Origin of the sequence: Citrobacter werkmanii (genome assembly GCF_008693645.1) — a bacterium.
GTDB classification, from domain to species: Bacteria; Pseudomonadota; Gammaproteobacteria; order Enterobacterales; family Enterobacteriaceae; genus Citrobacter; species Citrobacter werkmanii.
The window spans coordinates 636,042-660,849 of the sequence record NZ_CP044101.1; the positions used below are offsets into that span (position 1 = coordinate 636,042).

Below are 24,808 nucleotides of genomic sequence, written 5' to 3' on the forward strand. Positions count from 1 at the left end.
CTTACAGCATGAAGCTACCCAGCAAGAAGCCGAAGCAGACAGCCAGAACTACACCCAGAGTACCCGGGATGAAGAACGGATGGTTAAAGACGAATTTACCGATGCGGGTTGTACCAGTGTCATCCATCTGAACTGCCGCAACCAGCGTTGGGTAGGTTGGCAGAATGAACAGGCCGGAAACAGCTGCGAAGGAGGCAACAGCGGTCAGCGGGGAAACGTTCAGCGCCAAAGCCATCGGCATCAGTGCTTTAGCGGTTGCTGCCTGAGAGTACAGCAGTGCAGAAGCAAAGAAGAAGATGACGGCCAGCAGCCACGGATGACCCTGAATTACGCTACCTGCAGTATCTTTGATCCAGTCAATGTTGTGAGATACGAAGGTATCACCCAACCACGCAACGCCCAGGATACAAATACAGGCGCTCATACCGGCTTTGAAGGTGCTGGAGTTGAGAATGGAGTCAGTTTCAACGCGGCAGATGATGGTAGTCAGCGTCGCGATGCTCAGCATGATGATCAGGATAGCGTTGGTGGTATTCATCAGCGGTTTAGCGACCAGACCGAGGCTTGGGCTGTTAACGATCGCATAGACAACAACGCAAATTACGCCCAGCAGGAACAGCCAAACGGAAGTTTTTGCGCCTGCTTTGATTTCAACTTGTCTTTCACCGCGCAGTTCAACCAAACCTTCTTCCAGACGTTTACGATAAATCGGATCGTCAGACAGTTTAGAGTTGAATAGCATAGTCACCAGGAAGGACATTACCAGAACGGCCAGCAGGGTGGACGGAATAACCACGGACAGCAGGTGAATATAGCTGATGCCATGACCTTCCATTACGGAAGACATGTAAACCACGGCTGCAGAGATTGGTGATGCTGTGATCGCAATCTGAGCAGAAACCACCGCAGTTGAGAGCGGACGGCAAGGTTTGATCCCTTGTTCCTTCGCAACTTCAGCAATAACCGGCAGAGTTGCCAGAGAGATGTTACCCGTACCCGCAAAGATGGTCAGGAAATAGGTCACGATGGGTGCCAGGATCGTGATGTATTTCGGGTTCTTACGCAGCAGTTTTTCAGTTTGATGAACCAGATAGTCCAGACCACCTGCAATCTGCATAGCTGAGATGGCAGCGATAACCGCCATGATAATGGAAATGACATCGAACGGGATATTACCGGGTTTTACGCCGATAGCGGCGAGAACCAGGACACCCAGCCCACCTGCAAATCCAATACCGATACCCCCAAGTCTGGCACCTAAAAAGATTGCCAGCAAAACGATGATAAGTTCTAAAACTATCATATTAGCCTTCCTTGTTGTTTAACAAGTTGATATTAAATTGTTGTTTTTAAGTAACTTCGTGCAAGAAAAAAGGCACGTCATCTGACGTGCCTTCTCTGGTACTACCCTACACGATTACTGCTCGCTTTCATCAGTATAACGTTTTGCTTTATAAGCCGGGTGCATCAGGTTCTGTACTGAGAAGATATCGTCCAGTTCGGCTTCGGTCAACAGGCCGCGCTCGAGGACAACTTCACGTACGCTCTTACCGGTTTCGGCACAAATTTTACCAACGATGTCGCCGTTGTGGTGGCCGATGAACGGGTTGAGGTAAGTAACGATACCGATAGAGTTGTATACGAATGCTTCGCACACTTCTTTGTTAGCAGTAATGCCGCTAACGCATTTTTCCAACAGGTTGTAGCAAGCGTTGCTCAGAATGTGAATGGATTCGAACATTGCCTGGCCGATTACTGGCTCCATAACGTTCAGCTGCAGCTGACCTGCTTCAGACGCCATGGTGACAGTGATGTCGTTACCGATGACTTTAAAGCACACCTGGTTTACGACTTCCGGAACAACCGGGTTCACTTTAGCTGGCATGATGGAAGAGCCAGCCTGCAGTTCCGGCAGGTTGATCTCGTTCAGGCCGGCACGTGGACCAGAGGAGAGCAAACGCAGGTCGTTACAGATTTTGGACATCTTCACAGCCAGACGTTTCAGTGCGCCATGCACCATAACGTATGCGCCGCAGTCAGAAGTTGCTTCAATCAGGTCTTCTGCAGGAACACAGGCAAAACCGGTAACTTCAGCCAGTTTTTTCACTGCCAGCGGAGAGTATTCTTTCGGTGTGTTCAGACCCGTACCGATTGCCGTTGCGCCGAGGTTAACTTCCAGCAGCAGCTCTGCAGTACGCCCAATGTTTTTCACTTCTTCTTTCAGCAGGATGCTGAAAGCACGGAATTCCTGACCGAGGGTCATCGGCACAGCATCCTGCAACTGGGTACGACCCATTTTCAGGATGTCCTGGAATTCATCGGCTTTTTTCTCGAAGCCTTCACGCAGCTGGTTCAGGGCATCAATCAGTTTAATGATGGATGCGTATACCGCGATACGGAAACCGGTTGGGTATGCGTCGTTGGTAGACTGACATTTGTTAACGTGGTCGTTCGGGTTCAGGTACTGATATTCACCTTTCTGGTGACCCATCAGTTCCAGACCGATATTGGCCAGCACTTCGTTGGTGTTCATGTTGACGGAGGTACCCGCACCACCCTGGTAAACGTCTACCGGGAACTGATCCATGCATTTTCCGTTATTCAGGACTTCATCACACGCCGCGATGATGGCATTTGCCACACTTTTAGGAATGGTTTGCAGCTCTTTGTTGGCCATCGCCGCTGCCTTTTTCACCATTACCATGCCGCGAACAAATTCAGGAATGTCGCTGATTTTGTTGTTGCTAATGTAGAAGTTTTCAATCGCTCTCAGAGTGTGAACACCATAGTAAGCGTCCGCTGGAACTTCCCTGGTACCCAACAAGTCTTCTTCGATACGAATGTTGTTTAACATGTGAACCTTCTTTTTCAAGCTGCCAATGATTTGACTAAACACACAGGATATATGTGATTTCGATTGTTTCTCGACCGACGATTATCCCCTGCATCGGTCTGATACCCGAGATCATATGCTGGTTCAGGATTTCTACCGTAATCTGGATCACTTAAAGCGTGGAATTTACCCCTTATTTATTATTCTGTGAAATAGATCACCCCTTTAGGATTAACACTAAATATTAGTGTACAAGCGACTTGAAATTTTGCTAACCACCTCAATATCTGACTGATGCGAGTCATATAATTTTTGAACAGACGTTGTACAAAACGCCTGTTATTAACAGGAGTCCCCTTTGCGCTGGATACCATTACTTGCCATTTTTCTCTATGTTTACATAGAGATATCTATTTTTATTCAGGTTGCCCATGTGTTGGGTGTTCTGATGACCCTGATTTTGGTTATTTTTACGTCGGTTATCGGGATGTCTCTGGTTCGTAATCAGGGATTTAAGAACTTTTTACTGATGCAACAAAAAATGGCGGCAGGTGAAAGCCCGGCTGCAGAAATGATCAAGAGCGTTTCGCTGATTATTGCCGGTCTGCTATTAGTGCTGCCGGGTTTTTTCACCGATTTCCTTGGTCTTCTTCTTTTATTACCCCCGGTGCAGAAGCATCTGACGATGAAACTGCTGCCACATTTGCGTTTTTCTCGTATGCCCGGCGGTGGTTTTAGCGCCGGAACGGGTGGGGGCGAGACCTTTGACGGTGAGTTCCAGCGCAAAGACGAGCATCGTGACAGTATCGAACATAAAGACGATCGTCGGGATTAAGCATCAGTATGTAGGCCGGATAAGCGTTAGCGCCATCCGGCACGTGTTCATATGCCGGATGATGGCGTCAGCGTCGACTTATCCGGCCTGCCGGGTAAAAATAACCACAGCGCAGCCAGCATAATCAGCGCATACAGGCTCTTCCAACCCACCATCGCCAGCAATAGCAGACATAGCAAACCGCCAACGATCGCCAATGCGCGATAGTGTCCTTTCAGTAATCGACAACCTGCCAGCATGCACAGCAGATAAATCATAATAAAGATGCCGTTAGCGTAGACGATTAACGCATCGAGATTGATTTGCAGCATATAGATGCACAAAGTACTGACCACGCAGCAACCTAGCACGGCGTTCAGCGCATTGCGCGGAAGGTGACGAGGGGAAAGACGCGCCAGATAACTCCCCGGCTTGTATTGTGCTTGCGACCAGACCAGCCGGGCGAAACTTTGAATATAAATGTTGAGACTGGCAAAGCAGGCCAGATAACCAATAATGCAGGCGACCCACAGTGCCTGTACGCCAAACAGCTGTACAACAATTTCTGGCAGTGATGCCGCCGCCGCCATTTTCTCGCCATAAGCGCCAAAATGGAGGACGACGACGGTGCATGCCCAGTAGACAGAACCTGCCAGCAGTAGACCGATCATTAGCGCGCGCGGGAAGTCTCGCTCCGGATTTTTAAATTCAGAGGCCAGGTGGGCAAATGCTTCAAGACCGACAAAGCACCAGAACATCACTGACAGGGCAGCGAACAGTCCGGGAAGCTCAATTTCGCTAATTGCAGGGAAGGGGATTTCACTGGGTTTTAGATCGCCCGCCCACCAGATGGCGACAATCAGGGCCACGATCAGCCCGGCAATGACCGTTTGTAGGTTAGCGCTGGAGCTGGCGCCGCGGGAGCCTATGTACCAGACCAACGCCAATGTACCGAGTTCTGCCAGCAGAAGCTGCTCGTCATGCCAGCCAAACATCGCCTGGCCGAATCCTGCGGCAATATGTAATGCCGCAGGCAAGCCAACCGGGATTACCGACAAAAACAGCCATCCGGTGACGCGCTCCAGGCGCGAGCCAAAGGCCATACCGACAAAATGCGCCACGCCGCCCGCGCTGGGGAAATGGCGGCCGAGCACGGCAAAGACAATCGCCACGGGAAAGACTAAAACAATCAGCACCGGCCAGGCCCAAAGACTGTTGTTGCCAGCGACCAGCGCAGCCAGCGCGGGGACGGCAAAAACGCCTGTACCTAATAATGATGTCGACAACAGGCCAACGCCCTGAGCCAGTCCCAGCTCTTGTTTCAGTCCGCTCATAAGTTGTTATCCGGTTATGCCCATTGACCGGGCTACAGCGCAGATTTTGATGGTATCACAATCGGATTTGCTTATGACGACGTGACTGAAATCGTTATGAAATGTGAGGCGTGTCGGTGTTTTGACGGGATTTTCTGCTGATAAAAAATTTTTTTCGCTTGCCCCCTTGAAGGCACAAAAGCCCATCCCCATCTCTCTGGTCACTAGCCGGGAAACCGTTTACGGGCCGGCGTCACCCATAACTGATAAAGACTTTCTCAAAGGAGAGCTATCAATGAGTATTCGTCCGTTACATGATCGTGTGATCGTCAAACGTAAAGAAGTTGAATCCAAATCTGCTGGCGGCATCGTACTGACCGGTTCTGCAGCAGGTAAATCAACTCGTGGCGAAATCATCGCTGTCGGTAAGGGTCGCATCCTGGACAACGGTACCGTACAGCCGCTGGACGTGAAAGTCGGCGATATCGTTATTTTCAACGATGGCTACGGTGTTAAATCTGAGAAGATCGACAATGAAGAAGTGTTGATCATGTCTGAAAGTGACATCCTGGCAATTGTTGAAGCCTAATCCGCGAACGACACTGAACATACGAATTTAAGGGAAAGAGAAAATGGCAGCTAAAGACGTAAAATTCGGTAACGACGCTCGTGTGAAAATGCTGCGCGGCGTAAACGTACTGGCAGATGCAGTGAAAGTTACCCTCGGTCCAAAAGGCCGTAACGTAGTTCTGGATAAATCTTTCGGTGCACCGACCATCACTAAAGATGGTGTTTCCGTAGCACGTGAAATCGAACTGGAAGACAAGTTCGAAAACATGGGTGCGCAGATGGTGAAAGAAGTTGCCTCTAAAGCGAATGACGCTGCAGGCGACGGTACCACCACCGCAACCGTACTGGCTCAGTCCATCATTACTGAAGGTCTGAAAGCTGTTGCTGCGGGTATGAACCCAATGGATCTGAAACGTGGTATCGACAAAGCTGTCGCTGCTGCCGTTGAAGAACTGAAAGCGCTGTCCGTACCGTGCTCTGACTCTAAAGCAATCGCTCAGGTTGGTACCATCTCCGCTAACTCCGACGAAACCGTAGGTAAACTGATCGCAGAAGCGATGGACAAAGTCGGTAAAGAAGGCGTGATCACCGTTGAAGACGGTACCGGTCTGCAGGACGAACTGGACGTGGTTGAAGGTATGCAGTTCGACCGTGGCTACCTGTCTCCTTACTTCATCAACAAGCCGGAAACTGGCGCTGTTGAACTGGAAAGCCCGTTCATCCTGCTGGCTGATAAGAAAATCTCCAACATCCGCGAAATGCTGCCGGTTCTGGAAGCTGTCGCGAAAGCAGGCAAACCGCTGCTGATCATCGCAGAAGATGTTGAAGGCGAAGCGCTGGCAACTCTGGTTGTTAACACCATGCGCGGTATCGTGAAAGTGGCTGCTGTTAAAGCACCTGGCTTCGGCGATCGTCGTAAAGCGATGCTGCAGGATATCGCTACCCTGACCGGTGGTACCGTTATCTCTGAAGAGATCGGTATGGAACTGGAAAAAGCCACTCTGGAAGATCTGGGTCAGGCAAAACGCGTTGTTATCAACAAAGACACCACCACCATCATTGATGGCGTGGGCGATGAAGCGGCAATCCAGGGTCGTGTGACTCAGATTCGTCAGCAGATCGAAGAAGCTACTTCAGACTACGACCGTGAAAAACTGCAGGAGCGCGTAGCGAAACTGGCAGGCGGCGTTGCGGTAATCAAAGTTGGTGCTGCGACTGAAGTTGAAATGAAAGAGAAGAAAGCCCGCGTTGAAGATGCCCTGCACGCAACCCGTGCTGCGGTAGAAGAAGGCGTGGTTGCTGGTGGTGGTGTTGCGCTGATTCGCGTAGCGTCCAAAATTGCCGGCCTGAAAGGTCAGAACGAAGACCAGAACGTCGGTATCAAAGTTGCGCTGCGCGCAATGGAAGCTCCGCTGCGTCAAATCGTTCTGAACTGCGGCGAAGAGCCGTCTGTAGTGGCTAACACCGTGAAAGCGGGTGACGGTAACTACGGTTACAACGCTGCAACTGAAGAATACGGCAACATGATCGACATGGGTATCCTGGATCCAACCAAAGTAACGCGTTCTGCTCTGCAGTATGCAGCTTCTGTTGCGGGTCTGATGATCACCACCGAGTGCATGGTTACCGATCTGCCGAAAGGCGATGCGCCTGACTTAGGTGCTGCTGGTGGTATGGGCGGCATGGGTGGAATGGGCGGCATGATGTAATTTAATCTTCATACTTCAAGCCGCAGGTTCGTTGGCTGCGTTCGTACACCCCAGTCACTTACTTGTGTAAGCTCCTGGGGTTCATGAACTTGCCGCCTGCCTGCAACTTGAATTATTTGATTAAATACGCCTCTCGCGAAAAATGAGAAACCCCCGGGCAGAAATGTCTGGGGGTTTTTCTTTTGGTCATCTTTTTAGTATATGATTCAGCTACGGACATAACGTCCAACTAATTGATTATGGGGAATGACATGCACGTGAAATATTTAGCAGGGATCGTTGGTGCCGCGCTACTGATGGCGGGTTGTAGCTCCAGCAACGAACTGAGTTCAGCCGGACAAAACGTACGCTTTGTCGAAGACAAGCCAGGCGCAGAGTGCCAGCTGATTGGCACTGCAACCGGTACGCAGAGCAACTGGCTTTCTGGTCAGCATGGCGAAGAGGGTGGGTCTATGCGTGGCGCAGCGAACGATCTGCGTAACCAGGCCGCAGCAATGGGGGGTAACGTAATTTATGGCGTCAGCAGCCCATCACAGGGAATGCTGTCCAGTTTTGTTCCTACCGCCAGTGAGATGAATGGTCAGGTTTATAAGTGCCCAAACTGATAAAAGCTGTTGATGCCGGATGGCGACGCTAAAGCGTCTTATCCGGCCTACGGTATAAATGATCGTAGGCCTGATAAGCGCAGCGCCATCAGGCATTCTGAGCTTTATGCGCAGACTGAACGCGTAAATGATGTAGCGCACGCAAACACTGATCCTGATTGAGCTTTTGGGTTTTATCTCCCGTCAACGTTTTGACAAACACCTGGCACGGGACACCGGCAAGTTTTTTCAGTCGTGGGCTGAAGTCCAGAAGGCGTCGGGTAATGGCCTCAGCTTCTTTACTGCCGGAAAGGGCGCGAGTTTTCACTACTGAGCCACAGAATTGAGCTTTACCCTTTTCATCCTTATAGCGGTAGATAATCGCCAGGTAATGGTTAAACAGGTTATGTTTCCATTCTGGTTGTGTATATGAATCATATTCAAGATTATCGTTTTGCTGGCAGTCAACATCGTACAGAGGCAGGAAATCCAGCAGCGATGTCATTCTTAGCGCTAATTCCTGCATGCCAGCATTTTTTATTGCATGAATGATTGCATAGGCTAATACCTGGATCTGCAGTTCATTAATCAGTAATTCGTGGATTTGTCCGTTATGCAGTGTCAGAGAAAATGCTAAGCTTTCTCCTTTATCATCCACTAACACCAGAGAATTGATGCGACGGTTTATATCCGCATTTTTTAAATCATCTTCCTGAATTAAAGGGATATTCTCGTGCATCTTTTTACTGGCTTTGTCGCGTTCTTTTTCATATCGCAAACGCGCTTCTTCGCTAAGCTGGTGCTTCGCATGGAGTCTGCTCTCCAGAGCGATAAGCAGATCTCTTAGCCCCAACGGTGAGAGGAAAAACAGTGACTCTTTATTTCTTGGTTCTTTGATCTTGAGTGCCAGAGCAATAAATTCATTCTTCTGACGAATAACACCGGTATTAATACCCTTAATACTAATAGCCATCCAGGGTTCTCCCTAACCATATATTTATTGGGGATTTATATTTTTATTAATTTATAAATTTTGCAAATGAGTTGTTGCACAGTACCAGTTAAAATAGCACATATTAAAAGTGCGACTCCACCTGCACGGATATTAAATACTCGGGATTGGTAGTGAGTGTCCATAATCGGACACTCAATAAGCATTATTGCTGGCGTAATTGCAGATCCAACGGCGTTTTACTGGGTTCTCCGCCAATTTCTCGCGCCAGTTTAGGAACCATATAACCGGAAACCAGCGTCAGCAGTTCGCGCACAATCTGACGTGCTTCGTCGTCGCTGACCATAAAGTGGGCGGCACCCTGCACTTTATCCAGTACGTGCAGGTAATAGGGCATAACACCCGCATCAAACAGTGCGTTACTAAGGTCGGCCAGGGTTTGGGCGTTATCGTTAACACCCCGTAGCAATACGCTTTGATTGAGTAGCGTGACGCCTGCTTTGCGCAGTCTGAGCATCGCCTGACGAAACGTCTCATCAACTTCATTGGCATGGTTAATATGATTGACCAGCAGAATTTGCAATGAAGAGTGAGCAAAACGCTCGGTCAGCCCTTCGGTAATGCGCGCAGGGATCACAATTGGTAAACGGCTGTGAATGCGCAGACGCTTAATGTGTGGAATGGTTTCCAGTTGCGTGAGCAGCCAGTCCAGTTCGTGATCCTTGGCCATCAACGGATCGCCGCCGGAGAAGATTACCTCATCTAACTCAGGATGGGCAGTAATGTAGTCCAGAGCGACCTGCCAGTTGCGCTTGTTGCCCTGATTTTCGGCGTACGGGAAGTGTCGGCGGAAGCAATAACGACAATTTACCGCGCAGCCGCCTTTGACCAGCAGCAGCGCCCGGTTGCGATATTTATGCAGCAGGCCAGGAACCACACTGTGTTGTTCCTCCAGCGGATCGGTCGAGTAGCCTGGCGCCGCAACAAACTCTTCCTCGGCGGTAAGTACCTGACGCAGAAGCGGATCGTTCGGATTGCCTTTCTCCATGCGCGCAATAAACGCGCGTGGTACGCGCAGGGCGAAAAGTCGTCTCGCGTCGCGTCCGGCCAACAGTTTTTCATCTGCGTCTATATTCAAAAGATGCAGAAGTTCATCGGGATCGGTCACAACATCGGCAAGTTGCGATAACCAATCTTCTCTGGATGGGGTATTTAGGGTTACAATATGCGCCATTTTGTGGCTTAGCTACCAGTTAACAATTTTCAGAGGGCCTTATGGCAACGTACTATAGCAACGATTTTCGTGCTGGTCTTAAAATCATGTTGGACGGCGAACCGTATGCGGTTGAAGCCAGCGAATTCGTTAAACCAGGTAAAGGCCAGGCGTTTGCGCGCGTTAAGCTGCGTCGCCTGCTGACCGGTACTCGCGTAGAGAAAACCTTCAAGTCTACCGACTCTGCCGAAGGCGCAGATGTAGCCGACATGAACCTGACCTTCTTGTATAGCGACGGTGAATTCTGGCACTTCATGAACAACACCACTTTCGAACAGCTGGCTGCAGACGAGAAAGCGGTAGGCGATAACGCTAAATGGCTGCTGGACCAGGCTGAATGCATCGTGACCCTGTGGAACGGTCAGCCGATCTCCGTGACTCCGCCGAACTTCGTTGAGCTGGAAGTCATTGAAACCGACCCAGGTCTGAAAGGCGATACCGCTGGTACTGGCGGCAAACCGGCTACTCTGTCAACCGGCGCAGTCGTTAAAGTTCCGCTGTTCGTACAGATCGGCGAAGTGATCAAAGTGGATACTCGCTCAGGCGAATACGTTTCCCGCGTAAAATAAAACACTTATTTGATCTTGTGGCGCAGGTTGCTGCGCCATACTTTTTCCAGGACAGGAATGATGAAACGTCTTCTCAGTCTTGTAATGCTAATCCTTTTCACCAGCACCCTACTGGCGGGCTGTAATACCGCGCGCGGCTTCGGTGAAGACATCAAACACCTCGGCAATTCAATCTCTCACGCCGCCAGTTAAACTTCTCACATAATCTGAAAAACGATTGTTTATCCATCACACTTCCGGATCTTGTCTATTATTAAGTAGCTATACACAAACAATATTGGCTAGAAAAGGAAGACGTTATGATTAAGAAGACAATTGCTGCGATCTTTTCTGTGTTGGTACTTTCTTCCGTATTAACCGCGTGTAATACCACGCGAGGCGTAGGGGAGGATATTTCTGACGGTGGTAACGCTATTTCTGGTGCAGCGACAAAAGCTCAGCAATAACGCTCAACGGTACGACGCCGGGTCGTACCGTTAACTCTCCTTATGCGGGAGCGAGAGAAACGGTGAGAAGCGGTTCCCCAGATGAAGCTTCATACGAATATTTCGTTTATAGGTATACACCGTTTTGCCATGAATGCTGAGCGTGGCGGCTATCGCATTGTTGCTCACGCCATCCATCCACATTGACAATACTTTCTCCTCTTGCGGCGTCAGCAGTGGCGTCGGGTTTTCGGCTAATGCTAATGTGGGACGATCTTGTAGCGCTTCCTGAATCGTGTGTGTGAGTGTGTTTAGCGAGGTGTGTTTGGTTAATACCGAATGAGCGATGGCTTGAGAAGTCGGGATGGATGTGTGCTGTCTGTCCGCTGATTGCAGTAAAATCAACGGGATGACGCCACAGCTCATGAAAAAGGGCTTAACTGGCGGAGTGGAATGCGCCTCGCTAATAAAACTGTATAAATCCGCAATGACCAGATGTGGTTTCCACTGCAAAATATGCTCTTTTGCCAACAGAAGATTATTAATTCCTGATACCAGAAATGAGGAGCTGAACCTGCCAGAATGATTAAGCAAGGCCTCAATCCCTGTGCGGGTAAAGTGGCATCGGTCAATCACTAAAATTTTAAGCATAAACTTTTCGCATTCAGAAGAGGGGCAATCGACTTTCTGATTTCAGAAAGCCCTTCATCATAGAGAACTCCGATGAGTGCCAAATGCGGGAACTACGCCGCTAATTATGCTTAATTCTTGCTTTTAACAGACGGTGAATAAAAAGGTTGAAATTCATTTTCTGTCGGGCAAAAATGCCATTTCATACACCAGCTTTGCAGGACGACCTGCAAACGCTTCTTTCACCGGGGACGGCCCCATTGTTCTGGAGCCTCATATGTCCTGGATCATTTTATTAATTGCCGGTTTGCTCGAAGTTGTTTGGGCGATTGGCCTGAAATACACCCACGGCTTCACTCGTCTGACGCCAAGCATTATCACCATTGTCGCGATGATCGTCAGTATCGCCATGCTCTCCTGGGCGATGCGCACCTTGCCAGTTGGGACCGCCTATGCCGTCTGGACCGGTATTGGCGCCGTCGGGGCGGCCATTACCGGGATTCTGCTGTTGGGTGAATCTGCCAGCCCGGCGCGTTTGCTGAGTCTGGGGCTGATTGTGGCTGGCATTATTGGTCTGAAGCTGAGCACTCACTAAGCACCAGGCTGTTTCACCCAAATCAGTTTATTGACGTCAAACCCTTCCCGGGTCGCGATAGCCAACATTTGCTGCTTCATTTCATCTGAAATGGTGGGGGTCCGTGAAAGGATCCACAGGTAATCGCGATCCGGACCACACACCAGCGCGTGGCGATATTCCCGGTCGAGCGCAATCACGTTATACCCACCATAGAAGGGGCCGAAGAATGACACCTTGAGCGCCGCCCGATTTGGGTCGCCGGTGAAATAGGCTTTACCCTCCGTTTTTTGCCACATCCCTCTGTCCGGGTTATAGCCCTTATTGATCACGTTGATACCGCCGTCGTCGCGCAAGCTATACGTTGCGGTCACTTTTTCCAGTCCACGTTCGAAGCGATGGTCTAAACGTGCAATTTCATACCAGGTACCAAGATAGCGTTTGGCGTCAAAGTTATTCACAACGGTAACGCCTTTTGGCGGTGTAGGGGAACTGCAGGCGACAACCAGAAATGCAGCGGTAACTGCAGCAACGACGGGCAGAATGCGCATAAGATTTTCCTTACTGTTTTTTGTTAAGTGTAGATGACAGCAGGAAAAGAAGAGGAAGAAACGAGGTCCGCTATAGCGGACCTCATCGTCAGTTACTGCAATTTTTCAAGAATGCGCCAGGCGGCCTCGACGCGAGCAGGGTTTGGGTAGCTTTTGTTTGCCAGCATCACGATGCCGAGATTTTTTTCCGGAACGAACGCAACGTAGCTGCCAAATCCGCCAGTGGAGCCGGTTTTGTGCACCCATGAGGCTTTCACTGCAGGGGCGGGCGGATTGACCTCAACGGCGGGAAGCGCCGCTAACGCGACTTTACTGTCGCTACCGTTGATTATCGAGTCGGCATTCACCGGCCAGTTCAGCATCTCCCAACCTAATCCCTGGTACATGTCGCCAATATGCCAGTAACGAGCCTGCGCAATTTCAATTCCCTGTCGGAGCGTTTTCTCCTGCACCTGGCTGGCGTCCATGTTGGCCTGAACCCAACGAGTCATATCGACAAGGCTGGATTTCACCCCGTAGGCTTCGGCATCAAGCTGACCCGGAGATACGTGCACGGGCTTCCCTTCGCGATAACCCCAGGCATAATCCTTTTGTTCGCTCTGTGGAACCGTAATCCAGGTATGCGCCAGTTTTAATGGTTGCAGGACGCGTTTGGTCATCGCCTCTTCATAGCCCATTCCTGAAGGTTTCACCGCCAGTGCGCCAAACAGACCAATACTGGAGTTAGCATACAGGCGTTTAGCACCCGGGGCCCATTGCGGCTGCCAGTTTTGATAAAAGCGCAGTAATGCCGCTTTATCTGTAACGTCGTCAGGTACCTGAAGCGGCAGACCACCCGCCGTATAGGTGGCCAGATGCAGCAGGCTGATACCCTGCCATTGTTTGCCAGTTAATTCGGGCCAGTATTGGGTGACCGGATCGCTGAGCTTAATTTCACCACGGGCGATAGCATCGCCGCCCAGCACACCGTTAAACGTCTTACTTACCGATCCAAGCTCAAACAGCGTTTGCCGGGTGACGGGGCGGTCATTGGCGATATCGGCTTTCCCCCAGGTAAAGTAATAGGGTTTTCCCTGGTAGATAATTGCCACGGCCATACCCGGAATAGCCTGTTCTTGCATCAGCGGTGTGATGGTACGGTTTACGATATCGGCAATCTGTTGTTCTGTTTTTGCGGCGGCAAACGTGGAGAAAGAGGCTGTCAGCAGCAACGCGCAGCATAACGATTTTTTCATCATGAAATCAGTTCCGTAATAAAAAGCGAAAGGGTGTCCGGGCCCGTCAGACGCAATCAGTTTGTTTGATTTGCAGTGTGTTGACAAACGGTTAAATTTAGCAGCAGATATAAGTTTTTCTAACAGGCCGGATGATGACGCGTAGCTATATTCCTCTTAACTCACTGCGAGCTTTTGAAGCCGCGGCCAGACACCTCAGCTTTACCCGCGCTGCGATTGAGCTCAACGTGACGCATTCTGCCATCAGCCAGCATGTCAAAGCGCTGGAACAGCAGCTAAATTGTCAGCTGTTTGTGCGCGGCTCCCGTGGGTTAATGCTGACGACAGAAGGGGAAAGTCTGTTACCTGTACTTAATGATTCTTTCGATCGTATGGCGGGGATGCTGGATCGTTTTGCTACTAAAAAAACCCAGGAAAAACTTAAAATCGGAGTGGTGGGAACCTTTGCGGTCGGTTGTCTTTTTCCTCTGCTCAGCGACTTTAAGCGTAGTTATCCGCATATTGATTTGCATATTTCCACCCACAATAACCGCGTGGATCCCGCCGCCGAGGGACTGGACTATACCATTCGCTACGGAGGAGGTGCCTGGCACGATACCGATGCACAATATTTGTGTAGCGCGCTGATGTCCCCGCTTTGCTCGCCAGAATTAGCCGCACAGATCAAGGTACCTGCAGACCTCCTGAAATTCCCGTTATTACGCTCTTATCGGCGAGATGAGTGGACGCTTTGGATGCAGGCCGCCGGAGAAGCGCCTCCGTCACCGACGCACAACGTGGTGGTGTTTGATTCGTCCGTCACAATGCTGGAGGCCGCGCAGGCGGGGATCGGGGTGGCGATTGCCCCGGTAAGAATGTTCACTCATCTGCTTGGTAGTGAACGTATCGTTCAACCGTTTCTAACGCAGATTGATCTGGGGAGCTATTGGATAACGCGTTTGCAATCCCGACCGGAGACATCTGCAATGCGTGAGTTTTCCCGTTGGTTGGCTGGGGCTCTGCACAAATAAAAAGGCCCGCCAATGGCGGGCCTGATAGTTAACGCATGCAATTAGATGGTCAGGATACCAATGGCCGTTACTACGGTCAGGATAGCTGCCAGTCCGTAGAATACCCATTTGCCAGCAGGCACGTGGATTTTCAGGTCATGCATCGCGTGATGCATACGGTGTAAACCGCACCACAGCGGCAGGACGATCATCAGGAACAGGAATGCGCGACCGATAAAGCTCTGAGCGAATGCCAGGACGCGTTCATAGCTGAAGGCATCAGGAACAAAGCCCAGCGGCAGCATAATGCCTACCAGCAGAATCATTACCGGCGCAATGATTGCGCTCCACATACCGCCTGCACCAAACAGGCCCCAGAATACGGGTTCGTCAGAGCGTTTTGGATTTGGATTAATCATTCCGGACTCCTTACCAGAACAGGGCAACAAACAGTATTACTACTGTCGCAACCACAGTAACCGCCCAAAGCCCTTTGATGATTGGCTCTGGCCCCATTTTTTCGTCTTTTACGATGATGTTGGCCGCTTTCGGCGCCAGCTCAAACCAGGTCTTGGTATGCAGCAGCGCGGCTGCCAGGGCGATGATGTTAAGGATCACCACCACCGGGTTCTGCAGGAACCCGACAAAGCCAGCCCAGGATTCCACACCGTGCTTAAGCGCAAACAGGCCGAAGATCAGTTCAATACTGAACCAGACAGCCGGAACGGCTGTGCCTTCACGCAGCATGTAAAAGCGATAAAACGGCAGTTTCTTCCACCAGGTGGACGTCATTGGCCGCACATAGGCGTTGCGTTTAGTCGTCATGTTGCACTCCTTAGCGTGGTTTCAGGGTTGCGATAAGAAAGTCTTTTGAACTTTCAACTTTACCCTGCTGAATGGCCGCAGCCGGATCGACGTGTTTCGGGCAGACTTCGGAGCAGTAGCCCACGAAAGTACAACTCCAGACGCCGTTCGGGCTATTCAATTGAGCCATACGCTCTTTCTTACCGTGGTCGCGGCTATCTTCGTTGTAACGATGCGCCAGCGTAATCGCAGCCGGTCCAATGAACTCAGGGTTCAGGCCGAACTGCGGGCACGCGGCGTAGCACAGACCACAGTTGATGCAACCGGAGAACTGATGATACTTCGCCATCTGCGCCGGAGTCTGGGTGTTTGGACCCTGATCCGGTGTACGCGGGTTACCGATGATGTACGGTTTGATCGCTTCCAGGCTTTCGATAAAGTGCGTCATATCGACGACCAGATCGCGCTCAATCGGGAAGTTGCCCAGCGCTTCAACCTTCATACCGTTGGTGTAATCACGCAGGAAGGTTTTGCACGCCAGCTTCGGCACGTTGTTGACCATCATGCCGCAGGAGCCGCAGATTGCCATACGGCAGGACCAGCGATAGCTCAGGTCCGGCGCCAGGTTATCCTTGATGTAGCCCAACGCATCGAGCAGAGACGTGGTTTCATCGTAAGGAACTTCGTAGAAAGCACTGTGCGGCGCGGTATCGGTTTCCGGGTTATAGCGCACCACCTCAACTTTCAGGTTTTTCATCTCAGCCATTCGCCTTCTCCTTCTTATCGGCTGCTTCCGCTTCGCCACCGTAAACACGTTTAGCCGGTGGCAGAGTGGTGATTTTCACGTCGCTGTATTCCAGGCGAGTCGTGCCGTCAGCATCGCGGAAGGCGAGGGTGTGTTTGAGGAAGTTCACGTCGTCACGCTCGGTGCAGCCTTCATCCAGACGCTGATGCGCGCCGCGGGATTCTTTACGCGCCAGAGCGGAGTGCGCCATACATTCAGCAACGTTCAGACCGTGACCCAGTTCGATGGTGTACAGCAGGTCGGTGTTGAAGACGCTGGAGGTATCAGTGATACGCACGCGCTTGAAGCGCTCCTGCAGCTCAGCCAGCTTATCAACGGTTTTCTGCATGAGTTCCGGCGTACGGTAGATACCGCAACCTTCTTCCATGGAGATCCCCATTTCGTCACGGATCTTAGACCAGTTTTCGTTACCTTCCTGGTTAACCAGATCTTTCAGACGTTTTTCAATACCGGCAACTTGTGCATCAAGCGCGGCACTGTTTGCAGCGCCAGCCGTTGCAGCACGTTCCGCAGCCTGTTCGCCGGCCATACGACCGAAGACCACCAGTTCCGCCAGGGAGTTAGAGCCCAGACGGTTAGCGCCATGCAGACCAACAGAGGAACATTCGCCGACAGCGAACAGACCTTTAATGCGGGTTTCACAGTGCTGATCGGTTTCGATACCGCCCATGGTGTAGTGCGCGGTCGGACGTACCGGGATCGGCTCTTTAACCGGATCGACACCCACGTAGGCTTTCGCCAGTTCGCAGATGAACGGTAAACGTTCGAGCAGTTTTTTCTCGCCGAGGTGACGCAGGTCGAGGTGAACCACATCGCCACGCGGAGTGGAAATGGTGTTGCCTTTGCGCCATTCGTGCCAGAAAGCCTGAGAAACTTTGTCGCGCGGACCGAGTTCCATATATTTGTTTTTCGGCTCGCCCAGTGGGGTTTCCGGACCCATGCCGTAATCTTGCAGATAACGGTAGCCATTTTTGTTGACCAGAATACCGCCTTCACCACGGCAGCCTTCAGTCATCAGGATACCGGAGCCTGGCAGACCCGTCGGGTGATACTGAACGAATTCCATATCACGCAGCGGAACGCCGTGGCTCAGCGCCATGCCCATACCGTCGCCGGTTACGATACCGCCGTTGGTGTTGTAACGGTAAACGCGACCTGCGCCGCCCGTTGCCATTACCACTGCGTTAGCACGGATCTGCACCAGCGTGCCTTCCATCATGTTCATCGCGACGACGCCGCGAGCATGACCATCGTCAACCAGGATATCGAGAACGAAGTGTTCGTCAAAGCGCTGAATCTGTGGGAACTGCAAAGACGTTTGGAACAGCGTATGCAGCATGTGGAAGCCGGTTTTATCCGCGGCAAACCAGGTACGCTCGATTTTCATGCCGCCGAAGCGACGTACGTTGACGCTACCGTCTTCACGACGGCTCCATGGGCAGCCCCATTGTTCGAGTTGCGTCATTTCAGTTGGGCAGTGGTGGACAAAGTAATCCACGACATCCTGCTCACATAGCCAGTCTCCGCCTGCTACCGTATCGTGAAAATGGTAGTCAAAGCTGTCATGATCCTGCGCGACAGCTGCAGAGCCGCCTTCGGCAGCAACGGTATGGCTGCGCATTGGGTACACTTTTGAGATCAGTGCGATTTTAGCGTTGGGATTTGCTTGTGCGGCAGCAATTGCAGCACGTAATCCCGCGCCACCGGCGCCTATAATGGCAAGATCGGCTTGAAAGGTTTGCACGACATTCCTCCAGATTGTTGTTATTTCATCCCCGCCTGAACTCAGATGCTTCATCGGCTTCAAACAGGTTATGAACGCGTTTCCACTGCTCCTTTATAGGTACAATAGTATAGTCTTAGGGATGTGCGGGAAATTTGACGTGTTCGATTTTTTTAGCGTGTCAAAGGGGGGAATTATCATTGAATTTGATTAATTTAATTACTAAACCACCCAATGTCGCTTTTTTTACCCGATTGCCAGTGCTGATTACTACCGCGGGAAATTTGTCTCGTTAGCGCGATACGAGTAGACTTCGTGCCCTTGTCTTAAATCGGAGAAACAACCATGAGCGAAACGGCAACCTGGCAGCCGAGCGCGTCCATCCCCAATCTGTTAAAACGTGCAGCAATTATAGCGGAGATTCGCCGCTTTTTTGCCGATCGTGGCGTGCTTGAGGTTGAGACCCCTTGTATGAGTCAGGCAACGGTAACGGACATCCATCTGTTCCCGTTCGAAACACGTTTCGTCGGCCCTGGACATTCCCAGGGAATGAATCTCTATTTAATGACCAGTCCGGAATATCACATGAAGCGCCTGCTGGTGGCAGGATGTGGCCCGGTATATCAACTGTGCCGCAGCTTTCGCAATGAAGAGATGGGACGTCATCATAACCCTGAGTTCACCATGCTCGAGTGGTATCGTCCCCACTACGATATGTATCGCCTGATGAATGAAGTGGATGATTTGCTCCAGCAGGTGCTGGACTGCTCTCCGGCGGAAAGCCTTTCTTATCAGCAGGCCTTCCAGCGCCATCTGGAGATAGATCCACTGTCTGCAGACAAAACCCAACTGCGGGAAGTAGCGGCTAAGCTGGATCTCAGCAATATCGCCGATACTGAAGAAGATCGGGATACGTTGCTGCAACTGCTGTTCACGATGGGCGTTGAGCCGCATATCGGCAAAGACAAACCGACGTTTGTTTATCATTTCCCCGCCAGCCAGGCATCATTGGCGCAAATCAGTACCGAAGATCACCGCGTGGCTGAGCGTTTCGAGGTGTATTACAAAGGTATTGAGCTGGCGAATGGTTTCCATGAGTTGACCGACGCGCGCGAGCAGCAGCAACGGTTTGAACAGGATAACCGCAAACGTGCCGCGCGTGGCCTGCCACAGCAACCTATCGATACCAACCTGCTTGAAGCGTTAAAAGTGGGCATGCCGGATTGCTCTGGCGTGGCGCTCGGCGTTGACCGTCTGGTGATGCTGGCGCTGGGCGCGGAAAGCCTGGCTGAGGTTATCGCATTTACCGTCGATCGCGCGTAATTTACGTTCTCTCCATACAAAGTGGCGGATAAACAGCCACTTTGTAGCATATTTTTTCATTTACCCTCTAATAGCCACAATTTACATCTGGATGTTTGATATCTTTCAGGTATCAATTCTGTGTTAATTTTTTATCGCTGAACTCCGCAATGAGAGCAGTGCCAATCGGTGAGCGGCGTTTGTGAAACGCTTGCCAGAGTAAGGGATGGTTTAATGACCCAAACAATAAAAAAGATGAGCCTGATTGGTCTCATCCTTATGATATTTACGTCTGTTTTTGGTTTTGCTAACAGCCCCTCCGCGTTCTATTTAATGGGGTACAGTGCGATTCCATGGTATATATTTTCCGCATTATTATTTTTTATTCCATTTGCTTTAATGATGGCGGAAATGGGTTCCGCCTATCGAAAAGAAGAGGGTGGAATCTATTCGTGGATGAATAATAGCGTTGGGCCACGTTATGCGTTTATCGGCACGTTTATGTGGTTTTCTTCCTATGTGATATGGATGGTCAGCACGGCGGCAAAGGTCTGGGTACCTTTTTCGACCTTCTTATTTGGCGCAGACATGACGCAGCACTGGCGTTTTGCCGGGCTTGAGCCTACGCAGGTTGTCGGGCTGCTCGCCGTCGGCTGGATGATTCTGGTGACCTGCGTGGCCTCACGGGGGATTAATAAGATTGCCCGTATTACGGCTGTAGGTGGAATTGCCGTAATGTGTCTTAATTTAGTTTTGTTGTTAGTGAGTGTCGCTATTTTGTTATTAACGGGTGGCCACTTTGCGCAGGATATTAATTTTATCTCCTCGCCTAATCCGGGATATCAGTCCGGTCTGGCAATGTTGTCATTTGTTGTGTTTGCTATTTTTGCTTACGGCGGAATTGAGGCCGTGGGGGGACTGGTAGATAAAACAGAAAAGCCAGAAAAGAACTTCGCGAAAGGGATTGTCTTTGCCGCTATTGTCATTTCTGTCGGTTATTCACTGGCGATATTTTTATGGGGCGTTAGCACCAACTGGCAACAGGTATTAAGTGATGGCTCGGTCAACCTCGGCAACATTACCTATATCCTGATGAAAAGCCTCGGGATGACGTTGGGTAATGCGCTGCACCTTTCCCCGGAAAGCGCGATGGCGTTGGGCGTATGGTTCGCGCGTATCACCGGTCTTTCTATGTTCCTCGCCTATACGGGCGCTTTTTTCACGCTCAGCTACTCGCCGCTGAAAGCGATTATTCAGGGAACGCCGAAGGCATTGTGGCCCGCGCCGATGACCAGGCTGAATGCGGTGGGGATGCCGACGACGGCAATGTGGTTGCAGTGTTTACTGGTGAGCCTGTTTATCCTGCTGGTTTCGTTTGGCGGCGACACGGCCTCAGCGTTTTATAACAAACTGACCCTGATGGCGAACGTCTCAATGACGCTGCCGTATCTGTTCCTTGCACTGGCTTTCCCATTCTTTAAAGCGCGTACGGATCTGGAAAGGCCGTTTGTGATTTTTAAAACGCGGGCGGCGACGTTATTGACAACAGGCGTGGTGGTATTGGTGGTGACGTTTGCCAACGTGTTCACCATCATCCAGCCGGTGATTGAAGCCGGGGACTGGAACAGCGCATTGTGGATGACCGGCGGCCCGATCTTCTTCTCGCTGCTGGCGATGGCGATTTATCAGAACTATAGCCGTCGCATGGCCAACGAACCTGAGTGGGCGGTGGAGTAACCGTCCTGGCGTATCCGGCCTACAAAGAAGCATTTTCGTAGGCCGGATAAGACCCAACGGGTCGCCATCCGGCATGTCTTGCCTGAATTATGCGCTACAAACTTCCTGCCGGGCGGCTGGCTCTGCCCGCAGAACTTAACGTTCTTCCCGTTTGTTTACCGCCAAGGCTCTCCAGACGCATCTGGAACGGCGGGAATGGCATATCAATACCGTGTTCGCGGAAGCCTGCCAGAATCAGCTGGTGGATCTCATGACGCAGCGGCATACGGTGTCCCATCTCTGCGGCATAAATACGCAGTTCGAAGATTTGAATCCCCTGCTGCAGATCTACCAGAAAGACTTCTGGTGCCGGGTTATCGATAACCAGCGAACAGCGCTGCGCGGCAGTCAGCAAAATCTGCGTGACCTCCTCGCTGTTAGCCTCTGACGGCGCCGGGATAGTTAACACCACACGGGTGACCGAATCTGATAACGACCAGTTGATAAACTGCTCGGTGATAAAGGCCTTATTGGGCACGATGATCTCTTTGCGGTCCCAGTCGCTGATGGTGGTGGCGCGAGTGTTAATCTTCGTCACGCTACCGGTAAGATCGCGAATGGTCACCGTGTCGCCAATGCGAATCGGTTTCTCAAACAGGATAATCAGGCCGGAAATAAAGTTGGCGAAGATTTCCTGCAAACCAAAGCCCAGACCAACACCGAGAGCAGCCACCAGCCATTGCAGTTTGGACCACTCAATGCCGATCATCGAGAAGCCAACCAGACCGCCAATCAGCATCAGCAAATACTTGGTAATGGTGGTAATGGCGTAACCGGTGCCGGGGGTTAAATCCAGATGTTGCAGCAGCGCCAGCTCCAGCAACGCGGGGAGGTTGCGCACTAACTGGGTGGTGATGATAAATACCAGTATCGCGATGAGCACCGCGCCCAGCGTGATCGGCTCTAAGCTTTCCACGCCTTGCACCGTAGAGGTGACATCCCACAACGAGATGTTTTCCAGGAAGCCAAATGCGGAATGAATTTCCGACCACAGCACAATGACTGAAAGCAGGGCGATAAGCATCAAAATAGAGCGCACCAGACGCAGCGATTGTGCGCTGATCGCGTCGAGATCCACTTCGCTTTCATCAACGTCAATCGCGCCTTCAAGACTGGTGGAGTGCGGCGGTTCTTCTTCACCTCGCGCACGTTGCGCCAGCATTTCGGCGCGTCGATGCTTGGCGCGGTCGAACGCCAGGCGGCGGCGCTGGATCAGCATCCAGCGGCGGATGACGTGATACACCACCAGTAACAAGAACCAGATAGCCACGGATGTTTCCAGACGCGCCAGCAAAGCTTGCGATGTGGCGAGATAGCCCACTGCGGCCGCGAGGATGGCAATCAGCGGCGCGCCCATCAGCATATTCCATAGCATGCTGTTGACCATGTTATCGCTGTTGCCCTCTTTATCGAGATACAGCGGTATTCCGGCGCGCTTCAGGCTCAGAGTCACGACCGCCAGTGCGCCGCAAATCAGGATGAAGCACAAGCGTCCCAATGAGGCGGAGAATTCCCGGTCATTGAGGTTATCAAACATAATTACTGCCATGATCAGCGGGACAATCAGTCCGATGCTCATCAGGTAATAGTGCATAGCCTTCGCGACGCGATTACGCGGCCAGCCAAAGTGGGCAATGAACAGACCGTTAGGGCGTGCAAAGGTGGCGCAAATCATCACCGCCCATAGCATGGGCACCGTGGCGGTTACGCCATCGCCGATAGCGACGGCCAACGGATAAGGCCAGGCTTCCTGCAAACCGTAACCCAGGGTGGCCCACAGTACCGGTAGCGGCGAGGCGACGAGTATTGACCAGAATACCGTGCGTATCGTCAGCCAGAAGTGGTCCTGGGTCACCTTACCCACCCGCGCGGACGAGCGTTCAAGAAAACGGGTAAAGTGTTTGCGAGAATAGAGGCTAAATCCAACCAGTACCAACGCACCGAACAGCGGTAGTAGCGTTTCTTTGCTGGTCAGCATCATGATGCTGGCTTTACCTAACTGATTAAAGGTATCTAATGAGATCAGACGCCGCAGATCCTGAACAATGTCGACAGGCCATGAGAGGGAGATAGGGCTGACGTCAGACGTCCAGAACAGATAGCGGTGCGTCGCTTCGTTGACCTCTTTTAGCGCATCTTCCAGTTGGCTATTGGAGACTTTTAGCTTGGTCAGCTCAAGGATCAGCGTATCGCCACCCTGTAACAGAGAGTTCAGCAATTCACGCTGAGTGCGCAACTGGGCGTTGAGGATGCTGCTCTGTTCCGCGGTCAGCGGTTGCCCATCGGCCTGATGGATCTGGCGTAGTTGCGGCTGCTTATTGAGGAGATCTTCATAGCGCATACGGTGCACGCGTAGCTGCGCCATTTCGGTATCTAACTGCTGAGGTTTGGGCATTTCGGGCAGACGAGACACCTGTGCGCGTAGCGCTTCCCCCAGCATATTCGAGACCCCAAGCCACTGGGACTGTTCGCGCAGCGTATTCAACGCCTGACGCACCTGCAGCGTTTGGCTGGTGGCCTGACGCTGTTGCGACGCGACCAGATCCATACGCTGCGCCTGCTGGTTTAAGGCCTGGGACAGTTCGCGATTAACCTTGAACTGGTCAACAATGCCTTCGGGCAATCCCGCACTGTTTTCCGCCAGCAGTTCGGTACTCTCCAGTGCTCGCTCAGCTTCACGCTGCCGCTGACTGTTGAGTTGATTACGTAATGCCTGCAGATAGGCGTCGAGCTGTTGGCTCTGTTTTTCCGCCAGTTCTGAGCGCATACGCGCCAGTTCCTGGCGGTTGTTGGCGGAAAGCTGCGCCAGCTCCAGTTCATCGACCAGGGCTTTGAGTTTGGCGGACTCAGCCTGCATCGCCTGATTCTGCGCGGGATTGGCGTTGGCGGTACCAATACGCCGCTCAAGCTCATTTAGTTGGCGGCGGGCATCGGTTTGCTGTTGAGGAAGCTGACTTAACGAGTCGGCGATTTCCCGGGCGCGATCCTGCTCCTGCTGGGCCTGACGACTCTTTTCCAGCAACTGACTGCTGACCTGGAGGATCTCCTGGTTTAACGCATCAGTTGTCAGTCCGGTTGGTACGTTGCGCGGTTCGTCACGCAGATTGCTAAGCTGTGCGCGTAGCGTTGCGGAGAGCTTGGGGAAGTTATCAATAACCTGCTGGTATTGCGCGGCGCGCTCGAGAGAGCCTTTCCGCTCCTCAAGGGCATTCAGCGCGGACTGGAGCGCCTCGACGGTTTCTGGCTGAGCGGGTTTCGCCGCCTTGGCCTGCTCCAGTTCCTGGGTGAGTTGTTTGGCGTCGGGGGCCGTCGCAGCGTACGCCCCCAGGCTGAGGCACCAGGCCATCAGAAAAGTGATAATCAGGCGCACAGCAGCG

At 51.6% G+C, this 24,808-nt stretch carries 24 protein-coding genes; 11 read left to right on the top strand and 13 right to left on the bottom strand.

Features of this window, described 5'->3' with window-relative positions; genetic code table 11:
* Position 1 precedes the first annotated feature (1 nt).
* Both dcuA and aspA read right to left on the bottom strand, forming a co-directional pair.
* Positions 2–1,303, bottom strand: a complete 1,302-nt coding sequence (gene dcuA, locus FOB24_RS03725; RefSeq protein WP_038636462.1) for an anaerobic C4-dicarboxylate transporter DcuA — start codon at positions 1,301–1,303, stop codon at positions 2–4.
* A 114-nt stretch (positions 1,304–1,417) separates the two neighbouring features.
* Positions 1,418–2,854, bottom strand: a complete 1,437-nt coding sequence (gene aspA, locus FOB24_RS03730) for an aspartate ammonia-lyase (protein ID WP_032940252.1) — start codon at positions 2,852–2,854, stop codon at positions 1,418–1,420.
* Between the two features lie 337 nt (positions 2,855–3,191).
* Here aspA and FOB24_RS03735 point away from each other — a divergent pair, with 337 nt between their 5' ends.
* Positions 3,192–3,668 carry an FxsA family protein gene (locus FOB24_RS03735; RefSeq protein WP_006686272.1) on the top strand — a complete coding sequence of 159 codons (477 nt, stop codon included), beginning with the start codon at positions 3,192–3,194 and terminating at the stop codon, positions 3,666–3,668.
* Between the two features lie 47 nt (positions 3,669–3,715).
* Here FOB24_RS03735 and yjeH read toward each other — a convergent pair whose 3' ends face one another.
* Positions 3,716–4,981: an L-methionine/branched-chain amino acid transporter gene (yjeH, locus tag FOB24_RS03740; protein WP_038636468.1), complete on the bottom strand. Its 1,266-nt coding sequence runs from the start codon at positions 4,979–4,981 to the stop codon at positions 3,716–3,718.
* A 274-nt stretch (positions 4,982–5,255) separates the two neighbouring features.
* Here yjeH and FOB24_RS03745 point away from each other — a divergent pair, with 274 nt between their 5' ends.
* The 3 genes from FOB24_RS03745 to FOB24_RS03755 all read left to right on the top strand — a co-directional run bounded on the left by FOB24_RS03745 (position 5,256) and on the right by FOB24_RS03755 (position 7,844).
* The gene (locus tag FOB24_RS03745; RefSeq protein WP_000027827.1) at positions 5,256–5,549 is read left to right on the top strand and encodes a co-chaperone GroES; all 294 of its coding nucleotides are present in this window, start codon (positions 5,256–5,258) and stop codon (positions 5,547–5,549) included.
* 43 nt (positions 5,550–5,592) lie between these two features.
* Positions 5,593–7,239 (top strand): chaperonin GroEL, encoded by a 1,647-nt coding sequence (gene groL, locus FOB24_RS03750; protein WP_006686275.1) that lies wholly within the window; start codon positions 5,593–5,595, stop codon positions 7,237–7,239.
* 251 nt (positions 7,240–7,490) lie between these two features.
* Positions 7,491–7,844 carry a DUF4156 domain-containing protein gene (locus FOB24_RS03755; RefSeq protein WP_038636474.1) on the top strand — a complete coding sequence of 118 codons (354 nt, stop codon included), beginning with the start codon at positions 7,491–7,493 and terminating at the stop codon, positions 7,842–7,844.
* A gap of 88 nt (positions 7,845–7,932) precedes the next feature.
* On the opposite strand, the gene yjeJ is transcribed toward FOB24_RS03755, so the two are convergent.
* Entirely contained in the window at positions 7,933–8,796 is an 864-nt protein-coding gene (gene yjeJ / locus FOB24_RS03760; protein WP_150344524.1) for a YjeJ family protein, read from the bottom strand.
* A 184-nt stretch (positions 8,797–8,980) separates the two neighbouring features.
* Positions 8,981–10,009 carry an EF-P beta-lysylation protein EpmB gene (epmB, locus tag FOB24_RS03765; protein ID WP_038636478.1) on the bottom strand — a complete coding sequence of 343 codons (1,029 nt, stop codon included), beginning with the start codon at positions 10,007–10,009 and terminating at the stop codon, positions 8,981–8,983.
* A gap of 41 nt (positions 10,010–10,050) precedes the next feature.
* On the opposite strand from epmB, the gene efp reads away from it, so the two are divergent.
* The 3 genes from efp (at position 10,051) to ecnB (ending at position 11,063) form a co-directional block, all read left to right on the top strand.
* Positions 10,051–10,617, top strand: a complete 567-nt coding sequence (efp, locus tag FOB24_RS03770) for an elongation factor P (RefSeq protein ID WP_006686282.1) — start codon at positions 10,051–10,053, stop codon at positions 10,615–10,617.
* Between the two features lie 57 nt (positions 10,618–10,674).
* Entirely contained in the window at positions 10,675–10,809 is a 135-nt protein-coding gene (ecnA, locus tag FOB24_RS03775) for a lipoprotein antitoxin entericidin A (RefSeq protein WP_016151394.1), read from the top strand.
* 107 nt (positions 10,810–10,916) lie between these two features.
* A complete protein-coding gene (ecnB, locus tag FOB24_RS03780; RefSeq protein WP_032940256.1) occupies positions 10,917–11,063 on the top strand; it encodes a lipoprotein toxin entericidin B in 147 nt (48 codons plus the stop codon).
* A 30-nt stretch (positions 11,064–11,093) separates the two neighbouring features.
* Here the strand turns inward: ecnB and FOB24_RS03785 are convergent, their stop codons facing one another.
* Complete coding sequence (locus FOB24_RS03785; protein WP_150344525.1) at positions 11,094–11,693, bottom strand: helix-turn-helix transcriptional regulator; 600 nt, start codon at positions 11,691–11,693, stop codon at positions 11,094–11,096.
* A 256-nt stretch (positions 11,694–11,949) separates the two neighbouring features.
* Here FOB24_RS03785 and sugE point away from each other — a divergent pair, with 256 nt between their 5' ends.
* Positions 11,950–12,267 carry a quaternary ammonium compound efflux SMR transporter SugE gene (gene sugE, locus FOB24_RS03790; protein ID WP_038642963.1) on the top strand — a complete coding sequence of 106 codons (318 nt, stop codon included), beginning with the start codon at positions 11,950–11,952 and terminating at the stop codon, positions 12,265–12,267.
* On the opposite strand, the gene FOB24_RS03795 is transcribed toward sugE, so the two are convergent.
* Positions 12,264–12,797 (bottom strand): lipocalin family protein, encoded by a 534-nt coding sequence (locus tag FOB24_RS03795; RefSeq protein WP_038636486.1) that lies wholly within the window; start codon positions 12,795–12,797, stop codon positions 12,264–12,266. The genes sugE and FOB24_RS03795 overlap by 4 nt on opposite strands.
* A gap of 92 nt (positions 12,798–12,889) precedes the next feature.
* Positions 12,890–14,035: a CMY-2 family class C beta-lactamase gene (gene blaCMY, locus FOB24_RS03800; protein WP_150344526.1), complete on the bottom strand. Its 1,146-nt coding sequence runs from the start codon at positions 14,033–14,035 to the stop codon at positions 12,890–12,892.
* Between the two features lie 131 nt (positions 14,036–14,166).
* Between blaCMY and ampR the strand changes: the two genes are divergently transcribed.
* The gene (gene ampR, locus FOB24_RS03805) at positions 14,167–15,042 is read left to right on the top strand and encodes a LysR family transcriptional regulator AmpR (protein ID WP_069324727.1); all 876 of its coding nucleotides are present in this window, start codon (positions 14,167–14,169) and stop codon (positions 15,040–15,042) included.
* A 41-nt stretch (positions 15,043–15,083) separates the two neighbouring features.
* Here ampR and frdD read toward each other — a convergent pair whose 3' ends face one another.
* From frdD to frdA, 4 genes are read right to left on the bottom strand one after another with little or no spacing between them, the layout of a single operon-like run.
* Complete coding sequence (gene frdD, locus FOB24_RS03810) at positions 15,084–15,440, bottom strand: fumarate reductase subunit FrdD (protein WP_003025535.1); 357 nt, start codon at positions 15,438–15,440, stop codon at positions 15,084–15,086.
* A 10-nt stretch (positions 15,441–15,450) separates the two neighbouring features.
* Entirely contained in the window at positions 15,451–15,846 is a 396-nt protein-coding gene (gene frdC, locus FOB24_RS03815) for a fumarate reductase subunit FrdC (protein WP_006686290.1), read from the bottom strand.
* A gap of 10 nt (positions 15,847–15,856) precedes the next feature.
* Positions 15,857–16,591, bottom strand: a complete 735-nt coding sequence (gene frdB, locus FOB24_RS03820) for a fumarate reductase iron-sulfur protein (RefSeq protein ID WP_006686291.1) — start codon at positions 16,589–16,591, stop codon at positions 15,857–15,859.
* The gene (gene frdA, locus FOB24_RS03825) at positions 16,584–18,374 is read right to left on the bottom strand and encodes a fumarate reductase (quinol) flavoprotein subunit (RefSeq protein WP_038636496.1); all 1,791 of its coding nucleotides are present in this window, start codon (positions 18,372–18,374) and stop codon (positions 16,584–16,586) included. The genes frdB and frdA overlap by 8 nt, the downstream gene beginning before the upstream one ends.
* A gap of 324 nt (positions 18,375–18,698) precedes the next feature.
* Between frdA and epmA the strand changes: the two genes are divergently transcribed.
* Entirely contained in the window at positions 18,699–19,676 is a 978-nt protein-coding gene (gene epmA / locus FOB24_RS03830; RefSeq protein ID WP_003830517.1) for an elongation factor P--(R)-beta-lysine ligase, read from the top strand.
* Between the two features lie 213 nt (positions 19,677–19,889).
* On the top strand, positions 19,890–21,392 hold the full coding sequence (gene yjeM, locus FOB24_RS03835; RefSeq protein ID WP_038636500.1) for a glutamate/gamma-aminobutyrate family transporter YjeM: 1,503 nt from the start codon (positions 19,890–19,892) through the stop codon (positions 21,390–21,392).
* 94 nt (positions 21,393–21,486) lie between these two features.
* On the opposite strand, the gene mscM is transcribed toward yjeM, so the two are convergent.
* Positions 21,487–24,801 carry a miniconductance mechanosensitive channel MscM gene (gene mscM, locus FOB24_RS03840; protein WP_038636503.1) on the bottom strand — a complete coding sequence of 1,105 codons (3,315 nt, stop codon included), beginning with the start codon at positions 24,799–24,801 and terminating at the stop codon, positions 21,487–21,489.
* Positions 24,802–24,808: the final 7 nt, after the last annotated feature.

Coding starts and splice junctions, on each gene's coding strand:
- dcuA (WP_038636462.1), bottom strand. CDS start 1,303: ATGATAGTTTTAGAACTTATCATCGTTTTGCTGGCAATCTTTTTAGGT.
- aspA (WP_032940252.1), bottom strand. CDS start 2,854: ATGTTAAACAACATTCGTATCGAAGAAGACTTGTTGGGTACCAGGGAA.
- yjeH (WP_038636468.1), bottom strand. CDS start 4,981: ATGAGCGGACTGAAACAAGAGCTGGGACTGGCTCAGGGCGTTGGCCTG.
- FOB24_RS03745 (WP_000027827.1), top strand. CDS start 5,256: ATGAGTATTCGTCCGTTACATGATCGTGTGATCGTCAAACGTAAAGAA.
- groL (WP_006686275.1), top strand. CDS start 5,593: ATGGCAGCTAAAGACGTAAAATTCGGTAACGACGCTCGTGTGAAAATG.
- FOB24_RS03755 (WP_038636474.1), top strand. CDS start 7,491: ATGCACGTGAAATATTTAGCAGGGATCGTTGGTGCCGCGCTACTGATG.
- yjeJ (WP_150344524.1), bottom strand. CDS start 8,796: ATGGCTATTAGTATTAAGGGTATTAATACCGGTGTTATTCGTCAGAAG.
- epmB (WP_038636478.1), bottom strand. CDS start 10,009: ATGGCGCATATTGTAACCCTAAATACCCCATCCAGAGAAGATTGGTTA.
- efp (WP_006686282.1), top strand. CDS start 10,051: ATGGCAACGTACTATAGCAACGATTTTCGTGCTGGTCTTAAAATCATG.
- ecnA (WP_016151394.1), top strand. CDS start 10,675: ATGATGAAACGTCTTCTCAGTCTTGTAATGCTAATCCTTTTCACCAGC.
- ecnB (WP_032940256.1), top strand. CDS start 10,917: ATGATTAAGAAGACAATTGCTGCGATCTTTTCTGTGTTGGTACTTTCT.
- FOB24_RS03785 (WP_150344525.1), bottom strand. CDS start 11,693: ATGCTTAAAATTTTAGTGATTGACCGATGCCACTTTACCCGCACAGGG.
- sugE (WP_038642963.1), top strand. CDS start 11,950: ATGTCCTGGATCATTTTATTAATTGCCGGTTTGCTCGAAGTTGTTTGG.
- FOB24_RS03795 (WP_038636486.1), bottom strand. CDS start 12,797: ATGCGCATTCTGCCCGTCGTTGCTGCAGTTACCGCTGCATTTCTGGTT.
- blaCMY (WP_150344526.1), bottom strand. CDS start 14,035: ATGATGAAAAAATCGTTATGCTGCGCGTTGCTGCTGACAGCCTCTTTC.
- ampR (WP_069324727.1), top strand. CDS start 14,167: ATGACGCGTAGCTATATTCCTCTTAACTCACTGCGAGCTTTTGAAGCC.
- frdD (WP_003025535.1), bottom strand. CDS start 15,440: ATGATTAATCCAAATCCAAAACGCTCTGACGAACCCGTATTCTGGGGC.
- frdC (WP_006686290.1), bottom strand. CDS start 15,846: ATGACGACTAAACGCAACGCCTATGTGCGGCCAATGACGTCCACCTGG.
- frdB (WP_006686291.1), bottom strand. CDS start 16,591: ATGGCTGAGATGAAAAACCTGAAAGTTGAGGTGGTGCGCTATAACCCG.
- epmA (WP_003830517.1), top strand. CDS start 18,699: ATGAGCGAAACGGCAACCTGGCAGCCGAGCGCGTCCATCCCCAATCTG.
- yjeM (WP_038636500.1), top strand. CDS start 19,890: ATGACCCAAACAATAAAAAAGATGAGCCTGATTGGTCTCATCCTTATG.